Raw genomic sequence first — 23184 nt, 5'->3', positions numbered from 1 at the left:
TCGGGATTAAAAAATATGACCACACCCTCAAATTTAGACATCTACTCACTGATCGACACGCAAAATGGTCGCGTAACCCCACGGATTTATACCGACCCTGACATTTACCAACTGGAACTGGAACGCATCTTCGGACGCTGCTGGCTGTTTCTCGCTCACGAAAGTCAGATCCCGAAGCCGGGTGACTTTTTCAATACCTACATGGGCGAGGATGCGGTGGTGGTCGTGCGACAAAAAGACGGCAGCATCAAAGCCTTTCTCAATCAGTGCCGACACCGCGCCATGCGTGTCAGCTACGCCGACTGCGGCAATACCCGCGCTTTTACCTGTCCGTACCACGGTTGGTCTTACGGCATTAACGGCGAGCTGATTGACGTGCCGCTGGAGCCACGCGCCTACCCGCAAGGGCTGTGCAAGTCCCATTGGGGGCTGAACGAAGTGCCCGGCGTCGAGAGCTACAAAGGGCTAATCTTCGGCAACTGGGACACCACCGCGCCTGCGCTGCGTGATTATCTCGGCGACATCGCCTGGTACCTGGACGGCGTGCTGGATCGTCGCGAAGGCGGCACCGAAATCGTTGGCGGCGTGCAGAAATGGGTGATCGACTGCAACTGGAAATTCCCCGCTGAGCAGTTCGCCAGCGACCAGTATCACGCGTTGTTTAGCCACGCTTCTGCCGTGCAGGTGCTCGGCGCCAAAGATGACGGCAGCGACAAACGCCTCGGCGATGGGCAAACCGCACGTCCGGTGTGGGAAACCGCCAAAGATGCACTGCAGTTCGGTCAGGATGGGCACGGCAGCGGATTTTTCTTTACTGAAAATCCCGATGCCAACGTCTGGGTCGACGGCGACGTCTCCAGCTACTATCGCGACACCTACGCCGAAGCCGAGCAACGTCTGGGCAAGGTTCGCGCCCTGCGTCTGGCGGGTCATAACAACATTTTCCCGACACTATCCTGGCTGAACGGCACCGCCACACTACGCATCTGGCACCCGCGCGGGCCGGATCAGGTCGAAGTGTGGGCGTTCTGTATTGCCGATAAAGCGGCCTCTGATGACGTAAAAGCCGCGTTTGAAAACAGCGCCACCCGCGCCTTCGGCCCGGCTGGTTTTCTTGAACAAGATGATTCAGAAAACTGGTGCGAGATCCAGAAGCTGCTCAAAGGCCACCGCGCGCGGAACAGCCAGCTGTGTCTGGAAATGGGCTTAGGTCAGGAAAAACGTCGTGAAGACAGCATTCCGGGGATCACCAATTACATCTTCTCGGAAACCGCCGCACGCGGGATGTACCAGCGTTGGGCCGATTTGCTAAGCAGCGAAAGCTGGCAGGAAGTGCAGGAAAAAACCACCGCCTACCAGCAGGAGGTAATGAAATGAGCGCGTTAGTTTCTCTGGAACTGCATCATCGCATTACCCAGTTTCTCTACCACGAAGCCAGCTTGCTGGATGACTGGAAGTTTCGCGACTGGCTGGCGCATCTTGACGACGAGATCCGTTACACCATGCGTACGACGGTGAATGCCCAGACTCGCGACCGCCGCAAAGGGGTGCAGCCGCCGACCACCTGGATTTTCAACGACAACAAAGATCAGCTCGAGCGCCGCATTGCACGTCTGGAAACCGGCATGGCCTGGGCGGAAGAGCCGCCGTCGCGCACTCGGCATATGATCAGCAACCTGCAAGTTAGCGAAACCGACGTTCCCGATGTGTTTCGCGTCCGACTGAACTACCTGCTGTCTCGCGCACAAAAAGAGCGGGATGAAACCTTATACGTTGGCATGCGCGTGGACAAAGTACGCCGCTTGCCGGGCGATGAGTGGCGTTTACTGGAGCGTGAGATCGTGCTGGATCAGGCGGTGATCTCCTCCCATAACCTGAGTGTACTGTTCTGATGAATCGTGTATTTGCCTGCCCCGTAGGGGATTTGCCGGAAGGTGAAGCGCTGCGGCTCGACACCTCGCCGGTCATCGCGTTGTTTAACGTTGGCGGTGCGTTTTATGCCATTAACGACCGCTGCAGCCACGGTAATGCCTCGATGTCGGAAGGGTATCTGGAAGACGATGCCACCGTGGAGTGCCCACTGCACGCCGCCAGTTTCTGCCTGAAAACCGGCAAAGCGTTGTGCCTGCCCGCCACCGATCCGCTGATCACCTATGCGGTGCATGTGGAAGGCGGCGAGGTATTTATTGATATGCCTGAGGAGGCCTGATGAGCGATTTGCGCGATAACGTCGTTTTTATTACCGGCGGCGGTTCCGGCCTGGGCCTGGCGCTGGTCGAGCGCTTTATTGAAGAAGGTGCGCGGGTCGCTACACTGGAGCTCTCCGCTGCCAAAGTCGCCTACCTGCGCGAGCGTTTTGGTGAGCATGTGCTGGCGGTAGAGGGGAACGTCACCTGCTACGCCGACTATCAGCGCGCGGTGGATCAGATACTCACTCGCTTCGGTAAGCTGGACTGTTTTATCGGCAATGCGGGAATTTGGGATCATAACGCCTCGCTGGTAAACACCTCTGCCGAGGCGCTGGAAACCGGCTTTCACGAGTTATTCAATGTCAACGTGCTGGGTTATCTGTTGGGGGCCAAAGCCTGCGCCCCCACGCTTATCGCCAGCGAAGGCAGCATCATTTTTACCCTGTCCAACGCAGCATGGTACCCCGGAGGCGGCGGTCCGCTGTATACCGCCAGCAAGCATGCAGCAACCGGTCTGATTCACCAGTTAGCCTACGAGCTGGCACCCAAAGTTCGCGTCAACGGCGTGGGGCCATGCGGTATGGCGACCGACCTGCGCGGCCCGCAGGCGCTGGGTCAGAGCGATACATCGATTATGCAGTCGCTAACGCCGGAAAAAATTGCCGCCATTTTGCCGCTGCAGTTTTTCCCGGAGCCGGCAGATTTTACCGGCCCGTATGTGATGCTGGCGTCACGGCGCAATAACCGCACGCTGAGCGGCGTGATGATCAATGCCGACGCCGGTCTGGGCATTCGCGGGATTCGTCACGTTGCCGCCGGACTGGATCTCTGAGGAGGCATTATGTACCACAATATCATCGCCATTGTCGGCGGCGGACAGGCCGCGGCAATGGCGGCAGCCGCACTGCGTCAACAGGGGTTTGACGGCGAGATCCATCTGTTTTCCGATGAACCGCATCTGCCCTACGAACGCCCTCCACTTTCCAAAACCATGCTGTTGGACGACGTGCCGCAGCTGCAGCCGGTGCTGAACGCAGACTGGTGGCGGGATAATAATGTTCAGCTGCATCTGGGCGTCACCGTTCAAACGCTCGGGCGAGAAACGCAAACGCTGGTACTGGCTGACGGACAGACCTACCCGTGGGATCAATTACTGATTGCCACAGGCGCAGCGGCACGCCCGTTCCCATTACTGGATACGCTCGGTGACCGCGGCTTCACGCTGCGCCACGCCGGAGATGCAGCGCGTCTGCGAGACGCGCTCAGCCCCGGGCAGTCGATCGCCATTGTCGGAGCCGGAACCATCGGACTTGAGCTGGCTGCCAGCGCCACGCAGCGCGGTTGTCAGGTCACCGTCATTGAACTGGCAGCCACGGTGATGGGCCGCAACGCGCCGCCGCCGATACAACGTTATCTGACCGCCCGCCACCAGCAGGCTGGCGTACATTTGCTGCTGAATAATGCGATTGAACAGGTGGCTGGCGGGGAACGCATCGCCCTCACGCTGCAACGTGGCGAACAGCTTCAGGTTGATAGCGTGATCTACGGTATCGGGATTGTCGCCAACGACGGGCTTGCCCGTGATGCGGGTCTTGATGTGGCAAACGGCATTATCATTGATGCGTCGTGCAGAACCGTCGATCCGAACATTTTTGCCGCCGGAGATGTGGCAGTACAGCGTTCGCCAGACGGTACGCTGCAACGTTGCGAAAGCTGGGAAAACGCCAATAATCAGGCGCAAACGGCCGCGGCAGCCATGCTGGGGCTGACACTCCCGACGCTACCTCCGCCCTGGTTCTGGACCGATCAGTTCAGCGACAACCTGCAGTTTATTGGCGATATGCGTAGTGATGGGTGGGTCGTTCGCGGCAGTCCAGATGACGGCAAGGCTATCTGGTTTAACCTGCAAAACGAGGTGATAGTCGGCGCGGTAACGCTCAACCAGGGACGAGAAATGCGGCAGCTGCGCAAGTGGATTCAGGCAAAGAAAAAGCCGCTGTTAGCGGCTTTACTTGATGAGACGGTGACGCTTAAGTCGATATAACTGCCGGATGGCACTGTGTTTATCCGGCCTACAAGTAACTCATATGTAGGCCGGATAAGGTGTTTACACCGCCATCCGGCAATCCGTATGACTTATGCGTAAACCGGGAAGCGAGCGCAGATATCCAGCACTTTGGCTTTAATGCGTTCGATAGTGGCTTCATCATTGATGTTGTCCAGAATGTCACACATCCAGCCAGCCAGTTCTTTCACTTCCGCTTCTTTAAAGCCGCGACGGGTCACTGCCGGAGAACCAATACGGACACCGGAGGTCACGAACGGGCTCTTCGGATCGTTCGGTACGCTGTTTTTGTTAACCGTGATGTTCGCACGGCCCAGCGCCGCATCGGCTTCTTTACCGGTCAAGTTTTTGTCGACCAGATCCAGCAGGAACAGGTGGTTTTCAGTGCCGCCAGAAACCACTTTGTAGCCACGGTTCAGGAACACTTCAACCATCGCTTTGGCGTTTTTCGCAACCTGCTGCTGGTAAACTTTGAACTCTGGCTCCATCGCTTCTTTCAGCGCCACAGCTTTTGCCGCGATCACGTGCATCAGCGGGCCGCCCTGTGCGCTTGGGAACACAGCGGAGTTCAGTTTTTTGTACAGCTCTTCGCTGCCGTCTTTTGCCAGGATCAGGCCGCCACGCGGACCCGCCAGGGTTTTGTGGGTCGTGGTGGTAACAACGTGTGCATGCGGAACCGGGTTCGGGTATACGCCTGCAGCAATCAGACCGGCAACGTGTGCCATGTCGACGAACAGGTATGCACCGATGCTGTCAGCGATTTCACGCATTTTTGCCCAGTCAACCACACCGGAGTACGCAGAGAAGCCACCGATAATCATCTTCGGTTTGTGGGCCTGAGCCTGCTTAGCCATGTCTTCATAGTCAATCTTGCCGGATTCATCGATGCCGTAAGGGACGATGTTGTACAGTTTGCCGGAGAAGTTGACCGGGGAACCGTGAGTCAGGTGACCGCCTTGCGCCAGGTTCATACCCAGAACGGTATCGCCCGGCTGCAGCAGCGCAGTGTAGACCGCGAAGTTAGCCTGAGAACCCGAGTGCGGTTGGACGTTAGCGTAGTCGGCACCAAACAGCTCTTTCGCGCGGTCAATCGCCAGTTGCTCAACGATATCCACATACTCGCAACCGCCGTAGTAGCGCTTGCCCGGATAACCTTCAGCGTATTTGTTGGTCAGCTGAGAACCCTGCGCCTGCATGACACGCGGGCTGGTGTAGTTTTCGGAGGCGATCAGTTCGATGTGCTCTTCCTGACGTACTTTTTCCTGCTCCATAGCCTGCCACAGTTCGGCATCATAATCGGCAATGTTCATTTCACGCTTTAACATCCGCATCTCCTGACTCAGCTAACAATAGAATTTCGGCCTAAAAAGGCAGTCCTGTTGGACGACGGCCAACAGTATAACCGAATCAATCTTCGATAACAGGTCTTGACAAAGGATTTTACGCAAACGATTACCTTCACAGCACACAAGGCTTTGGAGAATAATGACATGGCAAATTTCAACGGATTTCTTTTCAGGTTTGTGATGCAGATTTTTCAAGTTGTAACCTTTACAACGCAAAGTTACAAAGAACCATTTACAATGCAGGGGTATTTTTTATAAGATGCATTTGACATACATCATTAAAGCCTCAGATAAAGGAAGACCGTATGCTTGACGCACAAACCATCGCTACAGTGAAAGCCACTATTCCCCTGCTGGTCGAAACCGGCCCGAAACTGACCGCCCATTTCTACGATCGCATGTTTACGCATAACCCAGAACTCAAAGAAATTTTCAACATGAGTAACCAGCGTAATGGCGATCAGCGTGAAGCGTTGTTTAACGCTATCGCCGCTTACGCCAGCAATATCGACAACCTGGCGGCGCTGTTGCCTGCGGTCGAAAAAATTGCCCAGAAGCATACCAGCTTCCAGATTCAGCCTGAGCAGTACAACATCGTGGGCGGTCACCTGCTGGCAACGCTGGACGAGATGTTCAGCCCAGGGCAAGAAGTGCTGGACGCTTGGGGTAAAGCGTATGGCGTGCTGGCTAACGTCTTCATCAACCGCGAAGCGCAGATTTACAGTGAGAACGCCAACAAAAATGGCGGCTGGGAAGGTACCCGTCCCTTCCGCATTGTGGCAAAAACGCCGCGTAGCGCATTAATTACCAGCTTTGAATTTGAACCCGTCGACGGCGGTGCGGTGGCTGAATACCATCCGGGCCAGTATCTGGGCGTCTGGCTTAAGCCGGAAGGTTTCCCGCATCAGGAAATTCGTCAGTACTCTCTGACCCGCAAACCGGATGGCAAGGGCTACCGCATTGCAGTTAAGCGTGAAGACGGCGGTCAGGTTTCAAGCTGGCTGCATAACCATGCGAAAGTCGGTGACATCGTTCATTTAGCCGCACCGGCAGGCGATTTCTTTATGGATGTCGCCACCGATACTCCAGTGTCGCTGATTTCCGCAGGCGTTGGTCAGACCCCGATGCTGGCAATGCTGGATACACTGGCGAAAGCCGGACACACGGCGCAGGTAAACTGGTTCCACGCGGCAGAAAACGGCGATGTGCATGCCTTTGCTGATGAAGTGAATGAGCTGGGCAACTCACTGCCGCGCTTTAGTGCCCACACCTGGTATCGTGAACCGAATGAAGCAGACCGTGAAAAAGGCGCGTATGACAGCGTGGGCCTGATGGATCTGAATAAACTGGAAGGTGCAATCAGCGATCCGGCGATGCAGTTTTATCTGTGCGGTCCGGTCGGCTTTATGCAGTTTGCCGCGAAGCAGCTGATCGGTCTGGGTGTGAAGAACGAGAATATTCATTACGAATGCTTCGGTCCGCATAAAGTCCTGTAATTACGTCATGCCTGATGGCGCTGCGCTTATCAGGCCTACGGGGTTTTGTAGGCCTGATAAGGTGTTTACACCGCCATCCGGCAAGCACGGCGCGGCTTAAATTGCTGCGTCGTCTTCTTCGCCAGTACGGATACGCACCACGCGTGCCACGTCAAAGACAAAAATCTTACCGTCGCCAATTTTACCCGTTTGAGCCGTGCGAATAATGGTATCGACACAGGTATCCACGATGTCGTCGGTAACCACAATTTCAATTTTTACCTTCGGCAGAAAATCCACCATGTACTCCGCACCACGGTATAGCTCGGTATGGCCCTTCTGACGGCCAAAGCCTTTCACTTCCGTTACGGTCATACCGGTAATGCCCACTTCTGCCAGCGCTTCGCGGACGTCGTCGAGCTTGAAGGGTTTAATAATCGCATCAATCTTTTTCATGGTTTTCCTGTCGTTTTTATCGCGTAACCGGCTGCTCACCGTATCATAAATCAGTCGTATTTACGGTGCTACTCTTTAAAGTCGTTTGCATCCAGCTCATGTCGAGAAAGCAATTTATAGAATTCGGTGCGGTTGCGCCCCGCCATTCGCGCTGCGTGGGTCACGTTGCCTTTGGTTATTTGCAGCAGCTTACGCAGGTAGTTCAGTTCAAACTGGTTACGCGCTTCAACAAAGGTTGGCAAGGCGGTATTTTCACCTTCCAGCGCCTGCTCCACCAGCGCGTCACTGATCACTGGCGATGAGGTGAGCGCCACGCATTGTTCGATAACGTTGACCAGTTGACGCACGTTGCCCGGCCAACTGGCGGTCATTAAACGCTTCATGGCATCGGTCGAGAATGCGCGCACAAACGGTTTGTGCCGTTCAGCGGACTGACGCAGCAGATGGTTTGCCAGCAAGGGAATGTCTTCCGTACGTTCAGCCAGCGGCGGGATCTTCAGGCTCACCACGTTAAGGCGGTAGTAGAGATCCTCACGGAATTCGCCCCGCGCCATCGCTTTGGGTAAGTCGCGGTGCGTTGCGGAGACAATCCGCACGTCAATGTCGATATCACGGTTGCTGCCAAGGGGGCGAACTTTACGCTCCTGCAACACACGCAGCAATTTCACCTGCAATGGCGCGGGCATATCGCCTATCTCATCCAGAAACAGCGTCCCGCCCTCGGCGGCCTGAAATAGCCCCTCACGATTGCTCACCGCCCCGGTAAACGCGCCACGCGCATGACCAAACAGCTCGGACTCGAGCAATTGTTCCGGCAACGCGCCGCAGTTAATCGCAATAAAAGGTTTGCTGCCGCGCGGGCTGGCGTTATGGATAGCCTGGGCAAAAATTTCTTTGCCGGTACCGCTTTGGCCGTTAATCAGCACGCTGACGTCCGATTGCGCCACCATACGCGCCTGCTCTAACAGACGCAGCATCAACGGGCTGCGGGTGACAACCGATTCGCGCCAGCCGTCATCGGTCGCCGGGGCAGATTGTTCCAGCGCCCCGTCAATGGCGTTGTATAACGCGTCTTTATCGACCGGTTTGGTCAGAAAACTAAACACGCCCTGCTGAGTTGCAGCTACCGCATCCGGAATTGAACCATGCGCGGTCAGGATAATAACCGGCATACCCGGCTGGACTTTCTGGATTTCGGTAAACAACTGCATGCCGTCCATTTCATCCATGCGCAGATCGCTGATGACCAGATCCACCTTTTCACGGTTAAGCACCCGTAACCCTTCCTGCCCGCTTTCCGCCGTCACGACGCTGTAGCCTTCACTGGTTAAACGCATGCCGAGTAATTTCAACAATCCCGGATCGTCATCGACCAGCAGCAAATGTGCGGGTTTACGGCTTATCATGGCGTTACCTCCTCGCTCAAGGACCCGGTGCCCCCGGCATCGTCAGGTGTGGAGAGTTTTTCATTCCCGTGCAGCGCATCAGGATTGTAACTGCCGGCAGACTTGCGCGTGGAAAGCTGACGCTCAATATCGGTCAGATTTTCCAGTTTGCGGGTAGTGAGATCGAGCTGCGTCTGCAAATGCTGTTGCTGCTGACGCAGCGTATCAAGATCGCTGTCTGACGACTGTTGAAGTTTGCTGTAGCGCATGCGCTCTTCGGCCAACTGTAACTGCAGAGTTTGGCCGCTAAACCAGACCTGATACAGCGGCCGTACCTGCGCCGGAATTTGCGGACTGAGCGCATCAAGTCGCGTCACCACATCTCGTCTTTCCGGCGGCGTGATATTGGCACTGGCGAGCAGGATCCCGCGCTTAAACGCGCCCTGCCAGGTGTCAGTGAGCTGGGTACTGGCTTCACTACGGGCTTGAACTGGCATCAGGCGGTCAGCACAGTCCATGGCACGCAGCCAGTACAACGGATTGCTGTCCGTAGACTGCCCCTGCAGTGACCAGATATCTGCGCACTCGGTTGAAAGGTAATCCGCCAACTGATGGGGCGGAATTTTCTCCTGTGAAGGATCGCCGATAATATGATCCACCGCGTTCGGCACACACCCCACCAGCGCCAGGCACGGCAAGCTTAGCAATAATGCGCGGCGGAAAAAATGTCGTTTAAGCATTCGGACAACAACGTGTGGCATACTCACCAGACTTAGATTCATTTTTAATGGTTTTTCATTGCAGATAGCGGCAGTTCGATGCGAAAACAAACGCCTTGCGCATAATCGTCGACCAGGTACAGCTCCCCCCGCATACGGCGGATGCAATCTCTGGCGATACTGAGTCCTAATCCGCTTCCTTTTACCGCCCCTTTTCGCTGATGGCTTCCCTGGAAAAAAGGCTCGAAGATCATGGTTTTTTCTGCTGGCGGAATCGGCTCGCCGGTATTCATTACGTCAATGTACACCGTCGCACCATGCAAGCTGCTGCGGATGCAAATGGTACCGGATTCAGCACCATAGTGCACCGCATTGGAATAAAGATTGTCCAGCACGCTCGTTAACAGCACCGGCTCTGCCAGACAGGCGCTTTCTGCCAGCGCCACATCAGTATGTATCATTTTGGCGCGCGCGGGCAGACTATGTGCAGAAACCACTCTCTCCACGAGCGGCGCGATTTCAACCCTTTCCAGTTGAATCGCGTCATCGGCCAGCTTGCGGTTGTAATCAAGCAGTTGCTCAATCAGTTTTTGCAGATTACGGCTGCTGTCATCCAAAATGCCGACAACTTCTTTTTGTTCCGGCGTCAGTGGGCCAACGACCTGATCGGCCAGCAGTTCGGTTCCCTCACGCATGCTCGCCAGCGGCGTTTTGAGTTCATGTGAAAGATGGCGTAAAAATTGATGCCGCTGAGATTCAAGCCACGACAGGCGCTCACTCAGCCAGATAATACGCTGCCCCACCGATCGCAGCTCTCGCGGACCGGTAAACGATACGGTATCGCCCAGCGAGCGGCCTTCCCCCAGGCGGTTGATCATTCGTTCAATGGATTTTACCGGACCGATGATCATCCGCGTGAACAGCAGCACCATCGCCAGGCTAACGAGAAACAGTACCAGCGCCTGCCAACCAAAGAACTGACCACGTTCAGCAATTTCTTGTTGCAGCTGCTGGCCGCGCGAGAAGACCACGGTTCGCGTGGCCTGCACCATCTCGGTATTGGCATTGGCAAAAGCCTCAAGACGTGCAGCCGCCACACTGTCGGGGCCGCTGTTTTGACACTGCAACTGCGCGAGATCGTTCAGATCCTGGCGAAGCGCCTGATAGAGTTTGACGTCAGGCAACACACCCGCATGGGCATCCAGCATATCGCTGTAACGTTTACGCTGCCCCTGATAAACCTTCGCCAGTGTCGGGTCATCCAGCACGCAGTATTGCCGATAGCTGCGTTCCATCTCCAGTGCCGCGTTAGTCATCGCCTCACTCCGCCGGGCGTCAATCAGCGTGGTGCGGTTGGTTAGTGCCGCCTGGGCGCTTAGGGCATTCAGACTTTGCCATGCCTGCCAGGCCAGAACTAACAGAGGCAGCAGGATCAGCAAAAATGCCAGCGTAACCAACTGACGTAAAGACCGGGGGAAAACAGACCAGCGCTTCAAGGCGTTACTCTCAACGAAAAGGGATAGGACGATGCTAACTGAGGGGAACGCCAGATACAACAAAGCCGGGAATGACCCGGCTTTGTTATGGAATAAGGCGGTGCCTAACTCGACGTTTCGCCCGGAGTTTGATATGCGCAAGGCAAATATCAGAAGTTGGACGGCAGGCACCTTGTTGTGCGTCATTCGAAGTTTATGTAGCGCGTCCCGAAGGGGCTGACATAAGAAGGTGAATGAGCCACTGCTTAGTATTATGCAGCAAGCGTGCCAATATTCAAAACATTATATTAACACAATGATAAATATACAAAATATATTCATTTAATCGATGAATGGTTTTGGCTGTTTTTTGCGCCATGTGTCGCTAATTAGCAACACCTGTAGCACTTAAAAGCAAAACACTTATAAATCAATTAATTAAATGTCTCTTTTTGACGACACCACCCTACCCTCGATGTCGGGAATTCCCGACACTTTAATTTTGCGGCGCAAACACTGAGTTTATTGCCGGATGGCGGCGTAAACGCCTTATCCAGCCTACAACCGCTCTTCCCCGTAGGCCTGATAAGCGCAGCGCCATCAGGCAGTATCGCGCACATTGCCAGATGACGGCGTAAACGCCTTATCCGACCTACAACATAAAAAAAGCCCCTCACGTGGAGGGGCCTTGAACATCACACGGTCGTGTTAGCCGAGTTGTTTACGCGCGTTACGGAAGATGCGCATCCACGGGCTGTCCTCGCCCCAGTTTTCCGGGTGCCAGGAGTTGCTCACCGTGCGGAACACACGTTCCGGATGTGGCATCATGATCGTTACGCGGCCATTTTCGGTGGTCACCGCCGTGATCCCGTTTGGCGAACCGTTCGGGTTAGCCGGATAGGTTTCGGTGACCTTGCCAAAGTTGTCGACGAAACGTAACGCCACCAAACCTTTACTTTCCAGTGCCGCCAAATGCGCATCATCACGGACTTCCACACGCCCTTCACCGTGAGAAACGGCAATCGGCATCATGGAACCCACCATACCCTGCAGCAACAGCGACGGGCTTTGCGTTACTTCTACCAGGCTAAAGCGCGCTTCAAAGCGATCGGAGTGGTTACGCACAAAACGTGGCCACAGGTCGCTACCCGGGATCAGTTCACGCAGATTAGACATCATCTGACAGCCGTTACACACCCCGAGCGCCAGCGTCTGCGGGCGATGGAAGAAGGTTTCAAACTCATCACGCACGCGGTTGTTGAACAGAATGGATTTCGCCCAACCTTCACCGGCACCTAATACGTCACCGTAAGAGAAGCCGCCACAGGCCACCAGCGCCTGGAAATTCCCCAGACCAATGCGCCCGCCCAGCAGATCGCTCATGTGAACGTCGATGGCGTCAAAGCCCGCACGGTGGAACGCCGCAGCCATTTCAACGTGAGAGTTAACGCCCTGCTCGCGCAGCACGGCCACTTTGGGGCGTGCGCCGGTGGCGATGTACGGGGCTGCAACGTCTTCGTTGATATCAAACGACAGTTTTACGTTAAGACCGGGATCGGTATCGTTGGCTTTGGCGTTATGTTCCTGATCGGCACATTCCGGGTTGTCGCGCAAACGCTGCATCTGCCAGGTGGTTTCTGCCCACCACATACGAAGCGTGGAGCGGCTTTCGCTGAACACCGTCTGACCGTTAGCAGTAATCACAAAACGGTCGCTGGCTTCAGCCTGGCCAACATAGTGAACGCAGTCGCCGAGGCCATGCTGTGCCAGCAGCGCTTCTACCGCCTCACGATCCGCCGCGCGAACCTGAATCACCGCACCTAACTCTTCGTTAAACAGTGCCGCCAGGCGGTCATCGCCGAGCGTGCTGATATCCGCCTGAATACCGCAGTGACCGGTAAAGGCCATTTCCGCCAGCGTCACCAGCAGACCACCGTCAGAACGGTCGTGGTAGGCCAACAGCTTACGCGCAGCAACCAGCGCCTGCATGGCATCATAGAAGCCTTTCAGCTGCGCAACGTTGCGGACATCCGCCGGTTTGTCGCCCAGTTGGCGATAGACCTGCGCCAGTGCAGTCGCACCCAACGCGTTATGACCCAGACCGAGGTCAATCAGCAGCAGGGCGTTGTCTTCGGTTGAGAGTTCAGGGGTGATGGTGTGACGGACATCTTCCACACGGGCAAACGCGGTGATCACCAGCGACAGCGGCGAGGTCATTTCACGCTGTTCGTTGCCTTCCTGCCAGCGGGTTTTCATCGACATGGAGTCTTTACCCACCGGGATAGTCAGGCCAAGCGCCGGGCATAGCTCTTCCCCTACCGCTTTGACCGCTTCGTACAACCCGGCATCTTCGCCAGGGTGGCCGGCTGCCGCCATCCAGTTTGCGGAGAGCTTGATACGTTTGATATCGCCAATCTGCGTCGCCGCAATGTTGGTCAGCGCTTCCCCCACTGCCAGACGGGCAGAGGCAGAGAAGTCCAGCAGCGCAACCGGCGCACGCTCACCGAGAGACATCGCTTCACCATAATAGCTATCCAGGCTGGCGGTGGTCACTGCGCAGTTCGCTACCGGGATCTGCCACGGCCCGACCATTTGGTCGCGCGCTACCATGCCGGTGACGGTACGGTCGCCGATGGTTACGAGGAACGTTTTTTCTGCGACGGCAGGCAGGTGCAGCACGCGGTTGACCGCATCGGCCAGCGTAATCTGCTCACGCGCAAGCTGCTCGCCCTTCGCTTTCAGCGTTTGCACATTACGGGTCATTTTTGGTGTTTTGCCCAGCAGCACATCGAGCGGCAGGTCGATCGGCTGATTATCGAAATGACGGTCATTCATCGAAAGATGCTGCTCTTCGGTGGCCTCACCGATTACCGCATACGGTGCGCGCTCGCGCTTACACAGTTCGTCAAACAGGGGCAACTGATCTGCAGCAACCGCCAGGACGTAACGCTCCTGAGATTCGTTACACCAGATCTCCAGCGGACTCATGCCTGGCTCATCACTTAAGATATCGCGCAGCTCAAACTTACCGCCGCGTCCACCGTCACTGACCAGCTCAGGCATCGCATTAGACAGACCGCCCGCACCCACGTCGTGGATGAACAGAATCGGGTTCGCATCCCCCATCTGCCAGCAGCGGTCGATCACTTCCTGACAACGACGTTCCATTTCTGGGTTGTCGCGCTGTACGGAAGCAAAATCCAGATCGGCATCGGACTGGCCGGAGGCCATTGAAGACGCCGCCCCGCCGCCAAGCCCGATGTTCATTGCCGGACCACCGAGGACGATCAGTTTCGCACCGACGACGATCTCGCCTTTCTGCACGTGATCGGCGCGAATGTTGCCGATCCCACCGGCCAGCATGATGGGTTTGTGATAGCCGCGCAGCTCTTCACCGTTGTGGCTATTCACTTTTTCTTCATAGGTACGGAAATAGCCGGTCAACGCCGGGCGACCGAATTCGTTGTTAAACGCCGCGCCGCCCAGCGGGCCGTCAGTCATGATATCCAGTGCGGTAACGATCCGATCCGGCTTGCCGAAATCTTCTTCCCACGGCTGTTCAAAGCCCGGAATACGCAGGTTGGACACGGAGAAACCCACCAGCCCAGCTTTCGGCTTCGCGCCACGCCCGGTCGCACCCTCGTCGCGGATTTCACCGCCGGAGCCAGTTGCTGCGCCCGGCCATGGAGAGATAGCGGTCGGGTGGTTGTGGGTTTCGACCTTCATCAGGATATGCGCAGGCTCCTGATGGAAATCATAACGACCGGTTTGATGATCGGCGAAGTAGCGCCCGACCTCAGAGCCTTCCATCACTGCCGCGTTGTCTTTATAGGCAGACAAGACGTGATCCGGCGTGGTTTCGAAGGTGTTTTTAATCATCTTGAACAGCGACTTCGGCTGCGGTTTACCGTCGATTACCCAGTCGGCGTTAAAAATTTTATGGCGGCAGTGCTCAGAGTTGGCCTGCGCAAACATGTACAGCTCGATGTCGTTCGGGTTGCGTCCCAGTTTGATAAACGCATCCTGTAAATAGTCGATTTCATCGTCTGCCAGCGCCAGACCCAAACGCAGGTTCGCGTCGATCAGCGCCTGGCGACCTGCACCCAGCAGGTCAACGCTAGAAACCGGCGCCGGCTGGTGATGAGCAAACAACGCTTGTGCATCGTCCAGCACAGAGAAAACCGTTTCCATCATGCGGTCGTGTAACACGGCAGCTACTTCCTGCCACTGTTCAGCGCTTAGCGTGGAGGCTTCAACATAGTAGGCAACACCACGTTCCAGACGGCTAATCTGTTGCAAGCCGCAGTTATGGGCAATATCAGTCGCTTTAGAAGACCAGGGGGAGATGGTTCCCGGGCGAGGCGTAACCAACAGCAGCTTGCCCTCAGGGACGTGGCTGCTGAGACTCGGACCGTATTGCAACAAGCGTGCAAGTTGCGCATGCTCATCCTCGTTTAACGGGGCATTCAGGTCAGCAAAATGGACATACTCGGCGTAAATAGTGTGAACCTGAAGATTGGCCGCCTGAAAACGCGCCAGCAATTTGTTAATACGGAATGCAGACAGTGCAGGCGAACCACGCAGAATTTCCATCATAAGTCTCTCGTCTTCGAAGCGCCTGAGGCGCTTATAAGTGTGCGCAAGGGGGGAAACGGGCGTCATTATAAAGAATCTGCCGCGCCGACGAAACCGTTTGCGTCGAAATAAAATCACAACCGTCAGTTATCCTCAAATGCTGCCCCCCTTCTGAAGGAGTTGCCAACTGACGCAAGTTTAAGCAAAATGCCGCTCATTGATGATGAATTCACTTCTTAATCGCGAGCATAGCAGGCTGAAACAACGCACGGTTCAGAGAATTAACTAATTGAAAAAATTAAAGATTAATTATCTGTTTATCGGCATTTTGACGTTGCTGCTGGCAGCGGCCTTGTGGCCATCCATTCCTTGGTTCGGTAAAGCCGACAATCGTATCGCCGCCATTCAATCGCGGGGAGAGCTGCGCGTCAGTACCATTGACTCTCCGTTAACGCATTCCACTCTTACCGGGAAACGCTTCGGGCTGGATTATGAGCTGGCCCAACAGTTCGCCCGTTATTTAGGCGTGAAGTTAAAAATCACCGTGCGCCAGAACATCAGCCAGCTTTTTGACGACCTCGACAACGGCAAGGCCGATCTGCTCGCCGCCGGTCTGGTCTATAACAGCGAACGGGTCAAAAATTACCAGCCAGGCCCCACCTACTACTCGGTTTCCCAGCAACTGGTGTATCGGGTCGGGCAATATCGTCCACGCACCCTGGCCAACGTGACAGATAAACAATTGACTATCGCCCCCGGGCACGTGGTGGTGAACGACCTGCAACACCTGAAAGAAACAAAATTTCCTGAGCTGAGCTGGAAGGTCGATGATAAAAAGGGCACCACGGAATTGCTCGATGATGTCATCAACGGCAAGCTGGACTACACCATTGCCGATTCCGTAGCGATCAGTCTGTATCAGCGCGTACACCCTGAACTGGCCGTCGCACTGGATGTCTCTGACGAACAACCGGTGACCTGGTTTAGCCCGCTGGACGATGACAATACACTTTCCGCCGCCCTGCTGGATTTCTTTAACACCATCAATGAAGACGGGTTACTGGCGCGGCTGGAAGAAAAATATCTCGGGCATGGCAATGATTTTGACTATGTTGATACCCGCACGTTTTTACGGGCGGTCGACAGCGTATTGCCTGATCTCAAGCCGCTGTTTGAGAAATATGCGCAAGAGATAGACTGGCGATTGCTGGCGGCCATCTCTTATCAGGAATCGCACTGGGATGCGCAGGCCACCTCGCCGACCGGCGTACGTGGTCTGATGATGCTGACCAAAAATACCGCCCAGAGTCTGGGATTAACGGACCGAACCGACGCCGAGCAAAGCATCAGCGGGGGCGCTCGCTATCTGCAAGATATGATGAGTAAAGTTCCGGATACCGTCCCCGAGGGCGAACGGATCTGGTTTGCGCTTGCCGCCTATAATATGGGGTATGCGCATATGCTGGATGCCCGCGCGCTGACGGTAAAAACCAAAGGTAACCCGGACAGTTGGGCCGACGTAAAACAGCGCTTGCCGCTGCTCAGCCAAAAGCCCTGGTACAAAAAACTGACCTATGGCTATGCACGCGGCCACGAAGCCTATGCCTACGTAGAGAATATCCGTAAGTATCAGATAAGTCTGGTGGGATATCTGCAGGAGAAAGAAAAGCAGGCGATCGAAACGCAGCAACTGGCGCAGGATTATCCGGCGGTTTCGCCCGCAGAGTTGTTAGGGAAAGAGAAATTTCCGCTCTCAGCGTTTCTCTCGCAAACCTCGTCGAACTATCTGACGCACACCCCTTCACTGCTGTTTTCCCCGCAGAAGAAGGAGGAAAAGTAGTGGCATGCTCATGCCGGATGGCGGCTTAAAATCCTTATCCGGCCTACCGCTGTAATCACTCCGTGGCGGACTTTTTCAGGGCTTTAATTTCCTGACGACGCATACGGAAGAAGTCACTGAGCAGGGTGGCGCATTCATCACGCAATATGCCTTCTGTCACCTCAACCCGGTGATTCATGCCCGGATGATGCAGTACATCCATTAACGAACCTGCGGCCCCCGTTTTCGCATCACGCGCACCAAATACCACCCGACCGATACGGCTGTGTACCATTGCACCCGCACACATTACGCATGGCTCAAGGGTGACGTACAGTGTGGCATCCAGTAAGCGGTAATTTTGCAGGACCAGCCCGCCCTGACGCAGCGCCATGATTTCAGCATGAGCGGTGGGATCGTGATGACCAATCGGCCGATTCCAGCCTTCGCCAATTACACGATTGTTATGCACCAGAACCGCGCCTACCGGAACCTCACGCTCATCCCAGGCGCGCTTTGCTAGCGTTAACGCATGACGCATCCAGTATTCGTGGCTAAATTCAACATCAGACAAAGGCAGAACTCCAGTAATCAAAGCGGGCGCATTATACACAGACGCTATCGTTTACTCTATTCGAGTTGCTGCAGCTCTCCACGCGGCGTGACGCGCCAACGATGCTGGCAGAACGAGAGCAGCGGATTGTCCTGCTTACTGTCGCTGTAGCCGCTATACAGCGCCAGCGGGGCGCCAATCTGGCGTTCCAGTTGAGTGACTTTCTCATGGCCAAGGCAGCGTAAAGGCAGCACCCAGCCACCGTAACCGCGCGCCATTTGACTGGCGATAAGATTCACCCGAGGCAGCCACGGGGTGTCAAAGTAAACCTGCTCGACCAGCGACTGCGGGGAACCGGTGATCAGCCAAATATCCGCATCAGAGCTTAACAGATAGGTGGTCAGGCGCTGCTGCACCAGCGGAAACGCCGTCACGTGATGGCGAAACCAACGCACAAAATCAGCTTGGTGGGCTTTAAGGCGTGCTTCTCGCCGACCAAAAGTGCATCCCCACAGGAGCAAACTCATTGGCCAACGGGCGGCGCGCCCTTTGATCAACATCGCCACCGCGATAATCGGTAACAGCGGCAGTACAAGCAGCGCATTCAACGGTTGGCGGCGCAGCAGATAACGCAGAAAACTACCGAACATATCCTGCTGGTGTAACGTACCGTCCAAATCAAAAAAAACAACGCGACGCTCGTGATTGGTCAAACCTTAGTCCTCTGGATCGTTGAACCCCAATAGCCAGGTAAACAAGAACCCGGCGATAACCGCTACCAGATAGCCTAACAGATAGAACATCACTTTTCCGGCAACAATCGTCAGCGCCAGCGGTAATCCCGAGATACCAAAGGTGATAACCGTCGCCACTTTCCAGTAGCTGATCAGCGCCCCACCGACCGCACCACCGAGGCAAGCGCCGATAAACGGTTTACCCAGCGGCAGCGTTACGCCAAAAATCAACGGCTCGCCAATGCCCAGTAACCCGACCGGCAGCGCGCCTTTGATCACTTTTTTCAGTCGTGCGTTACGGGTTTTCATCAGAACAGCAATTGCGGCGCCAATCTGACCGACCCCGGCCATCGCCAGGATGGGAAATAGCGCGTTATAGCCATGCGCCTGCACCAGTTCCACGTGAATCGGCACCAGCCCCTGATGGAGTCCGGTGAGCACCAGCGGCAGGAACGTTCCCGCCAGCACCGCGCCGACCAGGAAACCGCCGCGATCAATCGCCCAGGAGGCGCCGTGGGCAATGGACTCGGAGATCCAGCCACCGAGCGGTTGTAGCGCCACAATCGCAATCGTCCCGGTAATCAGGGTAGTCAGCAACGGATTAAGGATCAACTCCAGCGATTCCGGCAACACCTCGCGGAATTTGCGCTCTATCCAGCACATTAACGCCACCACCAGCAGCACCGCAATCACCCCGCCACGCCCGGGCTGTAGCGCCTCGCCAAACAGGGTAATTTGCGCTAGCTGTGGGCTGGAGAGAATGCCGGCCATTACGCCGCCCATTGCCAGCGAACCCCCAAACACTTTGGCCGTATTCACCCCCACCAGAATATTCATGATGGCAAAAACGGCGCTGCCGAAAATACCTAACAGCCCCAGCATATTGGGATAATGGGTGGCAAAGTCGCCCACAATATCAGGGCGCTTGAGGATATTGATAATACCGGTAATCAAACCGGAGGCGATAAACGCCGGGATCAGCGGAATAAAGACGTTTGCCAGTTTACGCAGCGCATCGCTCATTGGCGCTTTGTACTTCGCTTTCACCTGAGATTTTGTGCGTTCAATGTCGTGTGCATGCGGACGTTCGCCGTCATCAGCAATCAGAGAACGCATGGCATCCACCACTTTGGCGGCCTTACCGGGACCGACAATAATCTGATGCTGCGCCCCCTGCTTCACATAGCCGCTGACGCCGGGCAGCTGCTTCAGCCGGGGAATATCCAGTTGGTCGTCATCCTGGACTTCTACCCTGACGCGGGTCATACAGTTTTCCAGGCGCAGAATATTTTTTTCTCCGCCAACCCCCAGCAGAATATCGCTAGCAAGCGCCGCCGTTTTGTCCATATGTACCTCTTAGTGTTCTAACGCCGCGCGTAAAAAACCCTGGTGAGCGGAGAGTTTTGCCCTGGCTGCCGTCGCGTCTAGCCCGGTCAGCGCCATCAGAATGGCGGGCTTAACGTCAAAATCGGTCTGCTTCAGTAACGTTTCAGCGTCTTCGCGCGAAATGCCGGTGGCTTCCACCACCATCCGGCAGGCCCGATCGACCAGCTTGGCGTTGGTCGCTTTCATATCCACCATCAGGTTCTGATACACCTTGCCATACTTCACCATCGCACCGGTGGAAATCATATTTAGCACCAGTTTCTGCGCGGTGCCCGACTTCAGACGGGTTGAACCGGTCAGCGCCTCCGGACCAACCACCACAGAGATGGCGATATCCGCTTCGCGGGCAATAGGTGAGTCCGGATTACAGGAAATCGCGACCGTCGTACAGCCCACCGCATGCGCATATTTCAGGCCGCCAATCACATACGGTGTCCGACCCGATGCCGCCAGACCGACAACCAGATCCTGCGCGGTCAGATTCAGCGCCCGCAGGTCATCTTCCCCAAGCTGCGAGTTATCTTCTGCGCCTTCAACCGCTTTTAATAACGCCCCTGGCCCACCGGCAATCAGCCCGACCACTAATCCGTGCGGTACACCAAAAGTTGGCGGACATTCTGAGGCATCCAGCACGCCGAGACGTCCGCTGGTCCCTGCCCCCATGTAAATAATCCGCCCGCCTGCTTTAAGTGCCTGCGCAGCCGCATCAACCGCATGCGCAACTTCAGACAGTGTCGCTTTTACTGCTTCCGCTACCAGCGTATCCTGTTGATTAAAACGATGTACCAGCTCAAGCGTGGATAACGCATCGAGATCCATCGTTTGTGGATTGCGGGTTTCTGACACTAACGCACCGAGATTCATTTTTGTTCCTTAGGAATTTTTAATTCATAATAATCCGTCATAATGGAATATTATATTCACTCAGGCGAGTGAAATGTTGTTTTGTAATCGCCATCACATTTTCGCCAGGAGACAGCATGAACTGTTTGATTCGCATTCGTCAGCGTTACCCTGACCTCGCACAAAGCGATAAAAAGCTTGCGGATTATCTTCTTACGCAACCAGATAATGTGCGTCATCTCAGCTCTCAGCAGTTAGCTTTTGAAGCGGGCGTTAGCCAGTCCAGCGTCGTGAAGTTCGCGCAGAAAATGGGCTTTAAAGGCTTCCCTGCCCTCAAATTGGCGATCAGCGAAGCGCTGGCCAGCAATCCCAATCCGCATTCGGTTCCGGTGCACAATCAGATCCGCGGTGACGATCCTATGCGACTGGTAGGTGAGAAGCTAATTAAGGAGAACGTAGCAGCGATGCATGCCACGCTGGACGTCAATAGCGAAGACAAACTAATGGAAAGCGTCACGATGCTGCGCACAGCCAGGCGCATGATCCTCACCGGCATTGGCGCCTCGGGCCTGGTGGCGCAAAATTTTGCCTGGAAGCTATTGAAGATAGGATTTAATGCGGTCGTTGAACGCGATATGCATGCCCTGCTGGCGACCGTACAGGCGCTGGATTCAAACGATCTGCTGCTGGCCATTTCGTATAGCGGAGAGCGACGCGAACTCAATCTGGCCGCGGATGAAACATTACGCACCGGGGCAAAAATCCTCGCCATCACTGGTTTTACTCCCAATGCCCTGCAGCAGCGAGCCACCCGTTGCCTGTACACCATTGCCGAAGAACAGGCCACGCGCAGTGCCGCAATTTCATCAACGCATGCGCAAATGATGTTGACTGATTTACTGTTTATGGCGCTGGTGCAGCAAGATCTCGAACATGCCCCGGAGCGGATCCGCCACAGCGAAGCGCTGGTAAAAAAACTGGTTTGAGCAAAGAATGCGCGTATAATGCCCGCCCGATTTGTGATGTTTTGAGAGTTTCCTGATGGCCCTGTTAATCACTAAAAAGTGTATCAATTGCGATATGTGGAACAACATACATAAACATCAATAATTTCAATAAAATAAAATCATGTGTTACTGATTGCGTTGCTGAGTTTTGTGAGGAAAAAATTTTCAACAAAAGCCCAGCAACACAAATTTTAAAGAGATTCAGCTACAGGGAACTTCTTGTACAGCGTTGATATCCCTATTCCGTACACACCGGAAATATATTGGCGGCTTGCACCAGCTGCGATTAGCCTCCCCATTTCTTCCCATTCTTCATTAGTAAATTTCGGCCGCCTCCCACCCACACGACCTTTTGCTCTAGCTACGGCCAAGCCAGCTAAGGTACGTTCACTATTAAGGTCGGATTCATACTGTGCTGCGGATAAAATATTTCTGAAATTGTAACGTCCGCTAGCCGTGCGAAGATCGACGCCGTCAGTGATGCTGCGGAAGTTAACCCCGCTTTCTTGCAGGTGTTGAAACATCAGCAGCGCGTGTAAAACGTTACGCCCAATCCTGTCCAGATTCCATACCACCAACTCATCCCCTGCCTGCATAGCAGCGATTAACCGCTTCAGTACAGGGCGGTTCGATTTTCTCCCGCTGGCATGCTCTTCGACGATGTGATCACACCCAGCCGCTTCGAGAGCAAGTCGCTGAAGTTCGGTGTCCTGATGGTTTGTTGATACTCGGGCATAGCCGTAAATCATGGGTATTTCTCCTGTTATGAAAACAGGAGAAACGGCGAGAGATCGCCAGATGCTTGAGGGTTTTAAAAAAGGTTGCTTTAAGATGGGCGTGGTCACCACCACATCATCAAAGTGGAACGCGCTGGGAGCGTACCGCTGCAGAATGGGGCATCTCATTAAGCAGTTGATTACTTCCATTGCGAGTGATTCAATAGATATTGAAAATTCACCCGAAGAGAAAGAAAATGCAAGGAAATAGAATTGACTTTGTCAATACTTTGAGAGGATTTGCAGCATTAGCCGTTGTTATTGCTCACTATACTGGTAATTTTTGGTCAATGCGAACAGCAGTAGCAAGTCTTACAAATGCTCCTGAATTACCATCTGAAACATATGCTTGGCCTAGGGAAGGTGCGAATAAGCAGGTCA

20 protein-coding genes and 2 pseudogenes are annotated in these 23184 nt (G+C 54.8%); 11 read left to right on the top strand and 11 right to left on the bottom strand.

Features of this window, described 5'->3' with window-relative positions:
* Window positions 1–15 precede the first annotated feature (15 nt).
* The 5 genes from hcaE to hcaD are packed head-to-tail and all read left to right on the top strand — an operon-like array spanning window position 16 to window position 4233.
* Complete coding sequence (hcaE, locus tag FDW88_RS17430) at window positions 16–1377, top strand: 3-phenylpropionate/cinnamic acid dioxygenase subunit alpha (protein WP_137363050.1); 1362 nt, start codon at window positions 16–18, stop codon at window positions 1375–1377.
* A complete protein-coding gene (gene hcaF / locus FDW88_RS17425; RefSeq protein WP_137363049.1) occupies window positions 1374–1892 on the top strand; it encodes a 3-phenylpropionate/cinnamic acid dioxygenase subunit beta in 519 nt (172 codons plus the stop codon). Before hcaE ends, hcaF begins: the two co-directional genes overlap by 4 nt.
* Entirely contained in the window at window positions 1892–2209 is a 318-nt protein-coding gene (gene hcaC / locus FDW88_RS17420) for a 3-phenylpropionate/cinnamic acid dioxygenase ferredoxin subunit (protein WP_137363048.1), read from the top strand. Before hcaF ends, hcaC begins: the two co-directional genes overlap by 1 nt.
* Window positions 2209–3021, top strand: a complete 813-nt coding sequence (hcaB, locus tag FDW88_RS17415) for a 3-phenylpropionate-dihydrodiol/cinnamic acid-dihydrodiol dehydrogenase (RefSeq protein WP_137363047.1) — start codon at window positions 2209–2211, stop codon at window positions 3019–3021. The genes hcaC and hcaB overlap by 1 nt, the downstream gene beginning before the upstream one ends.
* Before the next feature lie 9 nt (window positions 3022–3030).
* Window positions 3031–4233 (top strand): phenylpropionate dioxygenase ferredoxin reductase subunit, encoded by a 1203-nt coding sequence (gene hcaD, locus FDW88_RS17410; RefSeq protein ID WP_137363046.1) that lies wholly within the window; start codon window positions 3031–3033, stop codon window positions 4231–4233.
* Between the two features lie 92 nt (window positions 4234–4325).
* On the opposite strand, the gene glyA is transcribed toward hcaD, so the two are convergent.
* Window positions 4326–5579 carry a serine hydroxymethyltransferase gene (gene glyA, locus FDW88_RS17405; RefSeq protein WP_115257762.1) on the bottom strand — a complete coding sequence of 418 codons (1254 nt, stop codon included), beginning with the start codon at window positions 5577–5579 and terminating at the stop codon, window positions 4326–4328.
* Window positions 5580–5905: 326 nt separating this feature from the next.
* Here glyA and hmpA point away from each other — a divergent pair, with 326 nt between their 5' ends.
* Entirely contained in the window at window positions 5906–7096 is a 1191-nt protein-coding gene (gene hmpA / locus FDW88_RS17400; RefSeq protein ID WP_115257760.1) for an NO-inducible flavohemoprotein, read from the top strand.
* Between the two features lie 4 nt (window positions 7097–7100).
* Window positions 7101–7196: pseudogene (locus FDW88_RS22855) on the top strand (hypothetical protein); the annotation flags it as partial.
* Here the strand turns inward: FDW88_RS22855 and glnB are convergent.
* From glnB to purL, 5 genes are all read right to left on the bottom strand, one after another.
* On the bottom strand, window positions 7193–7531 hold the full coding sequence (gene glnB / locus FDW88_RS17395) for a nitrogen regulatory protein P-II (protein ID WP_002438074.1): 339 nt from the start codon (window positions 7529–7531) through the stop codon (window positions 7193–7195). The pseudogene FDW88_RS22855 and the gene glnB overlap by 4 nt on opposite strands.
* A 68-nt stretch (window positions 7532–7599) precedes the next feature.
* Window positions 7600–8934: a two-component system response regulator GlrR gene (gene glrR, locus FDW88_RS17390; RefSeq protein WP_304571763.1), complete on the bottom strand. Its 1335-nt coding sequence runs from the start codon at window positions 8932–8934 to the stop codon at window positions 7600–7602.
* Window positions 8934–9677, bottom strand: coding sequence for a two-component system QseEF-associated lipoprotein QseG (gene qseG / locus FDW88_RS17385; protein WP_137363056.1), 744 nt, complete (start codon window positions 9675–9677; stop codon window positions 8934–8936). The genes glrR and qseG overlap by 1 nt, the downstream gene beginning before the upstream one ends.
* Before the next feature lie 23 nt (window positions 9678–9700).
* On the bottom strand, window positions 9701–11131 hold the full coding sequence (gene qseE / locus FDW88_RS17380; RefSeq protein WP_137363055.1) for a two component system sensor histidine kinase QseE/GlrK: 1431 nt from the start codon (window positions 11129–11131) through the stop codon (window positions 9701–9703).
* A gap of 687 nt (window positions 11132–11818) precedes the next feature.
* Window positions 11819–15706: a phosphoribosylformylglycinamidine synthase gene (purL, locus tag FDW88_RS17370; RefSeq protein ID WP_137363044.1), complete on the bottom strand. Its 3888-nt coding sequence runs from the start codon at window positions 15704–15706 to the stop codon at window positions 11819–11821.
* A 268-nt stretch (window positions 15707–15974) separates the two neighbouring features.
* Between purL and mltF the strand changes: the two genes are divergently transcribed.
* On the top strand, window positions 15975–17525 hold the full coding sequence (gene mltF, locus FDW88_RS17365) for a membrane-bound lytic murein transglycosylase MltF (protein WP_117343491.1): 1551 nt from the start codon (window positions 15975–15977) through the stop codon (window positions 17523–17525).
* Between the two features lie 55 nt (window positions 17526–17580).
* On the opposite strand, the gene tadA is transcribed toward mltF, so the two are convergent.
* From tadA to murQ, 4 genes are read right to left on the bottom strand one after another with little or no spacing between them, the layout of a single operon-like run.
* The gene (gene tadA, locus FDW88_RS17360; RefSeq protein ID WP_096756135.1) at window positions 17581–18117 is read right to left on the bottom strand and encodes a tRNA adenosine(34) deaminase TadA; all 537 of its coding nucleotides are present in this window, start codon (window positions 18115–18117) and stop codon (window positions 17581–17583) included.
* Window positions 18118–18134: 17 nt separating this feature from the next.
* Window positions 18135–18770 (bottom strand): phosphatidylglycerophosphatase C, encoded by a 636-nt coding sequence (yfhb, locus tag FDW88_RS17355; protein WP_096756134.1) that lies wholly within the window; start codon window positions 18768–18770, stop codon window positions 18135–18137.
* Between the two features lie 3 nt (window positions 18771–18773).
* The gene (locus tag FDW88_RS17350; RefSeq protein WP_115257755.1) at window positions 18774–20138 is read right to left on the bottom strand and encodes a PTS transporter subunit EIIC; all 1365 of its coding nucleotides are present in this window, start codon (window positions 20136–20138) and stop codon (window positions 18774–18776) included.
* Between the two features lie 9 nt (window positions 20139–20147).
* On the bottom strand, window positions 20148–21041 hold the full coding sequence (gene murQ / locus FDW88_RS17345) for an N-acetylmuramic acid 6-phosphate etherase (protein WP_137363043.1): 894 nt from the start codon (window positions 21039–21041) through the stop codon (window positions 20148–20150).
* 116 nt (window positions 21042–21157) lie between these two features.
* Between murQ and FDW88_RS17340 the strand changes: the two genes are divergently transcribed.
* Window positions 21158–22006 carry a MurR/RpiR family transcriptional regulator gene (locus tag FDW88_RS17340; protein WP_137363042.1) on the top strand — a complete coding sequence of 283 codons (849 nt, stop codon included), beginning with the start codon at window positions 21158–21160 and terminating at the stop codon, window positions 22004–22006.
* A 212-nt stretch (window positions 22007–22218) separates the two neighbouring features.
* Here FDW88_RS17340 and FDW88_RS17330 read toward each other — a convergent pair whose 3' ends face one another.
* The gene (locus FDW88_RS17330; protein WP_137363041.1) at window positions 22219–22776 is read right to left on the bottom strand and encodes a recombinase family protein; all 558 of its coding nucleotides are present in this window, start codon (window positions 22774–22776) and stop codon (window positions 22219–22221) included.
* Between FDW88_RS17330 and FDW88_RS22585 the strand changes: the two genes are divergently transcribed.
* Together FDW88_RS22585 and FDW88_RS22580 are read left to right on the top strand one after the other, a co-directional pair.
* Window positions 22775–23014: a hypothetical protein gene (locus tag FDW88_RS22585; protein ID WP_212732611.1), complete on the top strand. Its 240-nt coding sequence runs from the start codon at window positions 22775–22777 to the stop codon at window positions 23012–23014. The genes FDW88_RS17330 and FDW88_RS22585 overlap by 2 nt on opposite strands.
* Window positions 23001–23184: pseudogene (locus FDW88_RS22580) on the top strand (hypothetical protein); the annotation flags it as partial. The gene FDW88_RS22585 and the pseudogene FDW88_RS22580, both read left to right, overlap by 14 nt.

It is taken from the genome of Citrobacter sp. wls829 (assembly GCF_005280825.1).
GTDB classification, from domain to species: Bacteria; Pseudomonadota; Gammaproteobacteria; order Enterobacterales; family Enterobacteriaceae; genus Citrobacter; species Citrobacter gillenii.
The sequence above is the reverse complement of the archived record's forward strand: the minus strand, read 5'-3'. Positions and strand labels throughout refer to the sequence as shown.

What these genes read in the sequence shown, in the direction of transcription:
- FDW88_RS17340 (WP_137363042.1), top strand. Translation starts at nt 21,158, where the DNA reads ATGAACTGTTTGATTCGCATTCGTCAGCGTTACCCTGACCTCGCACAA.
- qseG (WP_137363056.1), bottom strand. Translation starts at nt 9,677, where the DNA reads ATGCCACACGTTGTTGTCCGAATGCTTAAACGACATTTTTTCCGCCGC.
- glnB (WP_002438074.1), bottom strand. Translation starts at nt 7,531, where the DNA reads ATGAAAAAGATTGATGCGATTATTAAACCCTTCAAGCTCGACGACGTC.
- hcaB (WP_137363047.1), top strand. Translation starts at nt 2,209, where the DNA reads ATGAGCGATTTGCGCGATAACGTCGTTTTTATTACCGGCGGCGGTTCC.
- hcaE (WP_137363050.1), top strand. Translation starts at nt 16, where the DNA reads ATGACCACACCCTCAAATTTAGACATCTACTCACTGATCGACACGCAA.
- FDW88_RS22585 (WP_212732611.1), top strand. Translation starts at nt 22,775, where the DNA reads ATGGGTATTTCTCCTGTTATGAAAACAGGAGAAACGGCGAGAGATCGC.
- hcaD (WP_137363046.1), top strand. Translation starts at nt 3,031, where the DNA reads ATGTACCACAATATCATCGCCATTGTCGGCGGCGGACAGGCCGCGGCA.
- FDW88_RS17350 (WP_115257755.1), bottom strand. Translation starts at nt 20,138, where the DNA reads ATGGACAAAACGGCGGCGCTTGCTAGCGATATTCTGCTGGGGGTTGGC.
- murQ (WP_137363043.1), bottom strand. Translation starts at nt 21,041, where the DNA reads ATGAATCTCGGTGCGTTAGTGTCAGAAACCCGCAATCCACAAACGATG.
- hcaC (WP_137363048.1), top strand. Translation starts at nt 1,892, where the DNA reads ATGAATCGTGTATTTGCCTGCCCCGTAGGGGATTTGCCGGAAGGTGAA.
- hcaF (WP_137363049.1), top strand. Translation starts at nt 1,374, where the DNA reads ATGAGCGCGTTAGTTTCTCTGGAACTGCATCATCGCATTACCCAGTTT.
- hmpA (WP_115257760.1), top strand. Translation starts at nt 5,906, where the DNA reads ATGCTTGACGCACAAACCATCGCTACAGTGAAAGCCACTATTCCCCTG.
- glyA (WP_115257762.1), bottom strand. Translation starts at nt 5,579, where the DNA reads ATGTTAAAGCGTGAAATGAACATTGCCGATTATGATGCCGAACTGTGG.
- FDW88_RS17330 (WP_137363041.1), bottom strand. Translation starts at nt 22,776, where the DNA reads ATGATTTACGGCTATGCCCGAGTATCAACAAACCATCAGGACACCGAA.
- purL (WP_137363044.1), bottom strand. Translation starts at nt 15,706, where the DNA reads ATGATGGAAATTCTGCGTGGTTCGCCTGCACTGTCTGCATTCCGTATT.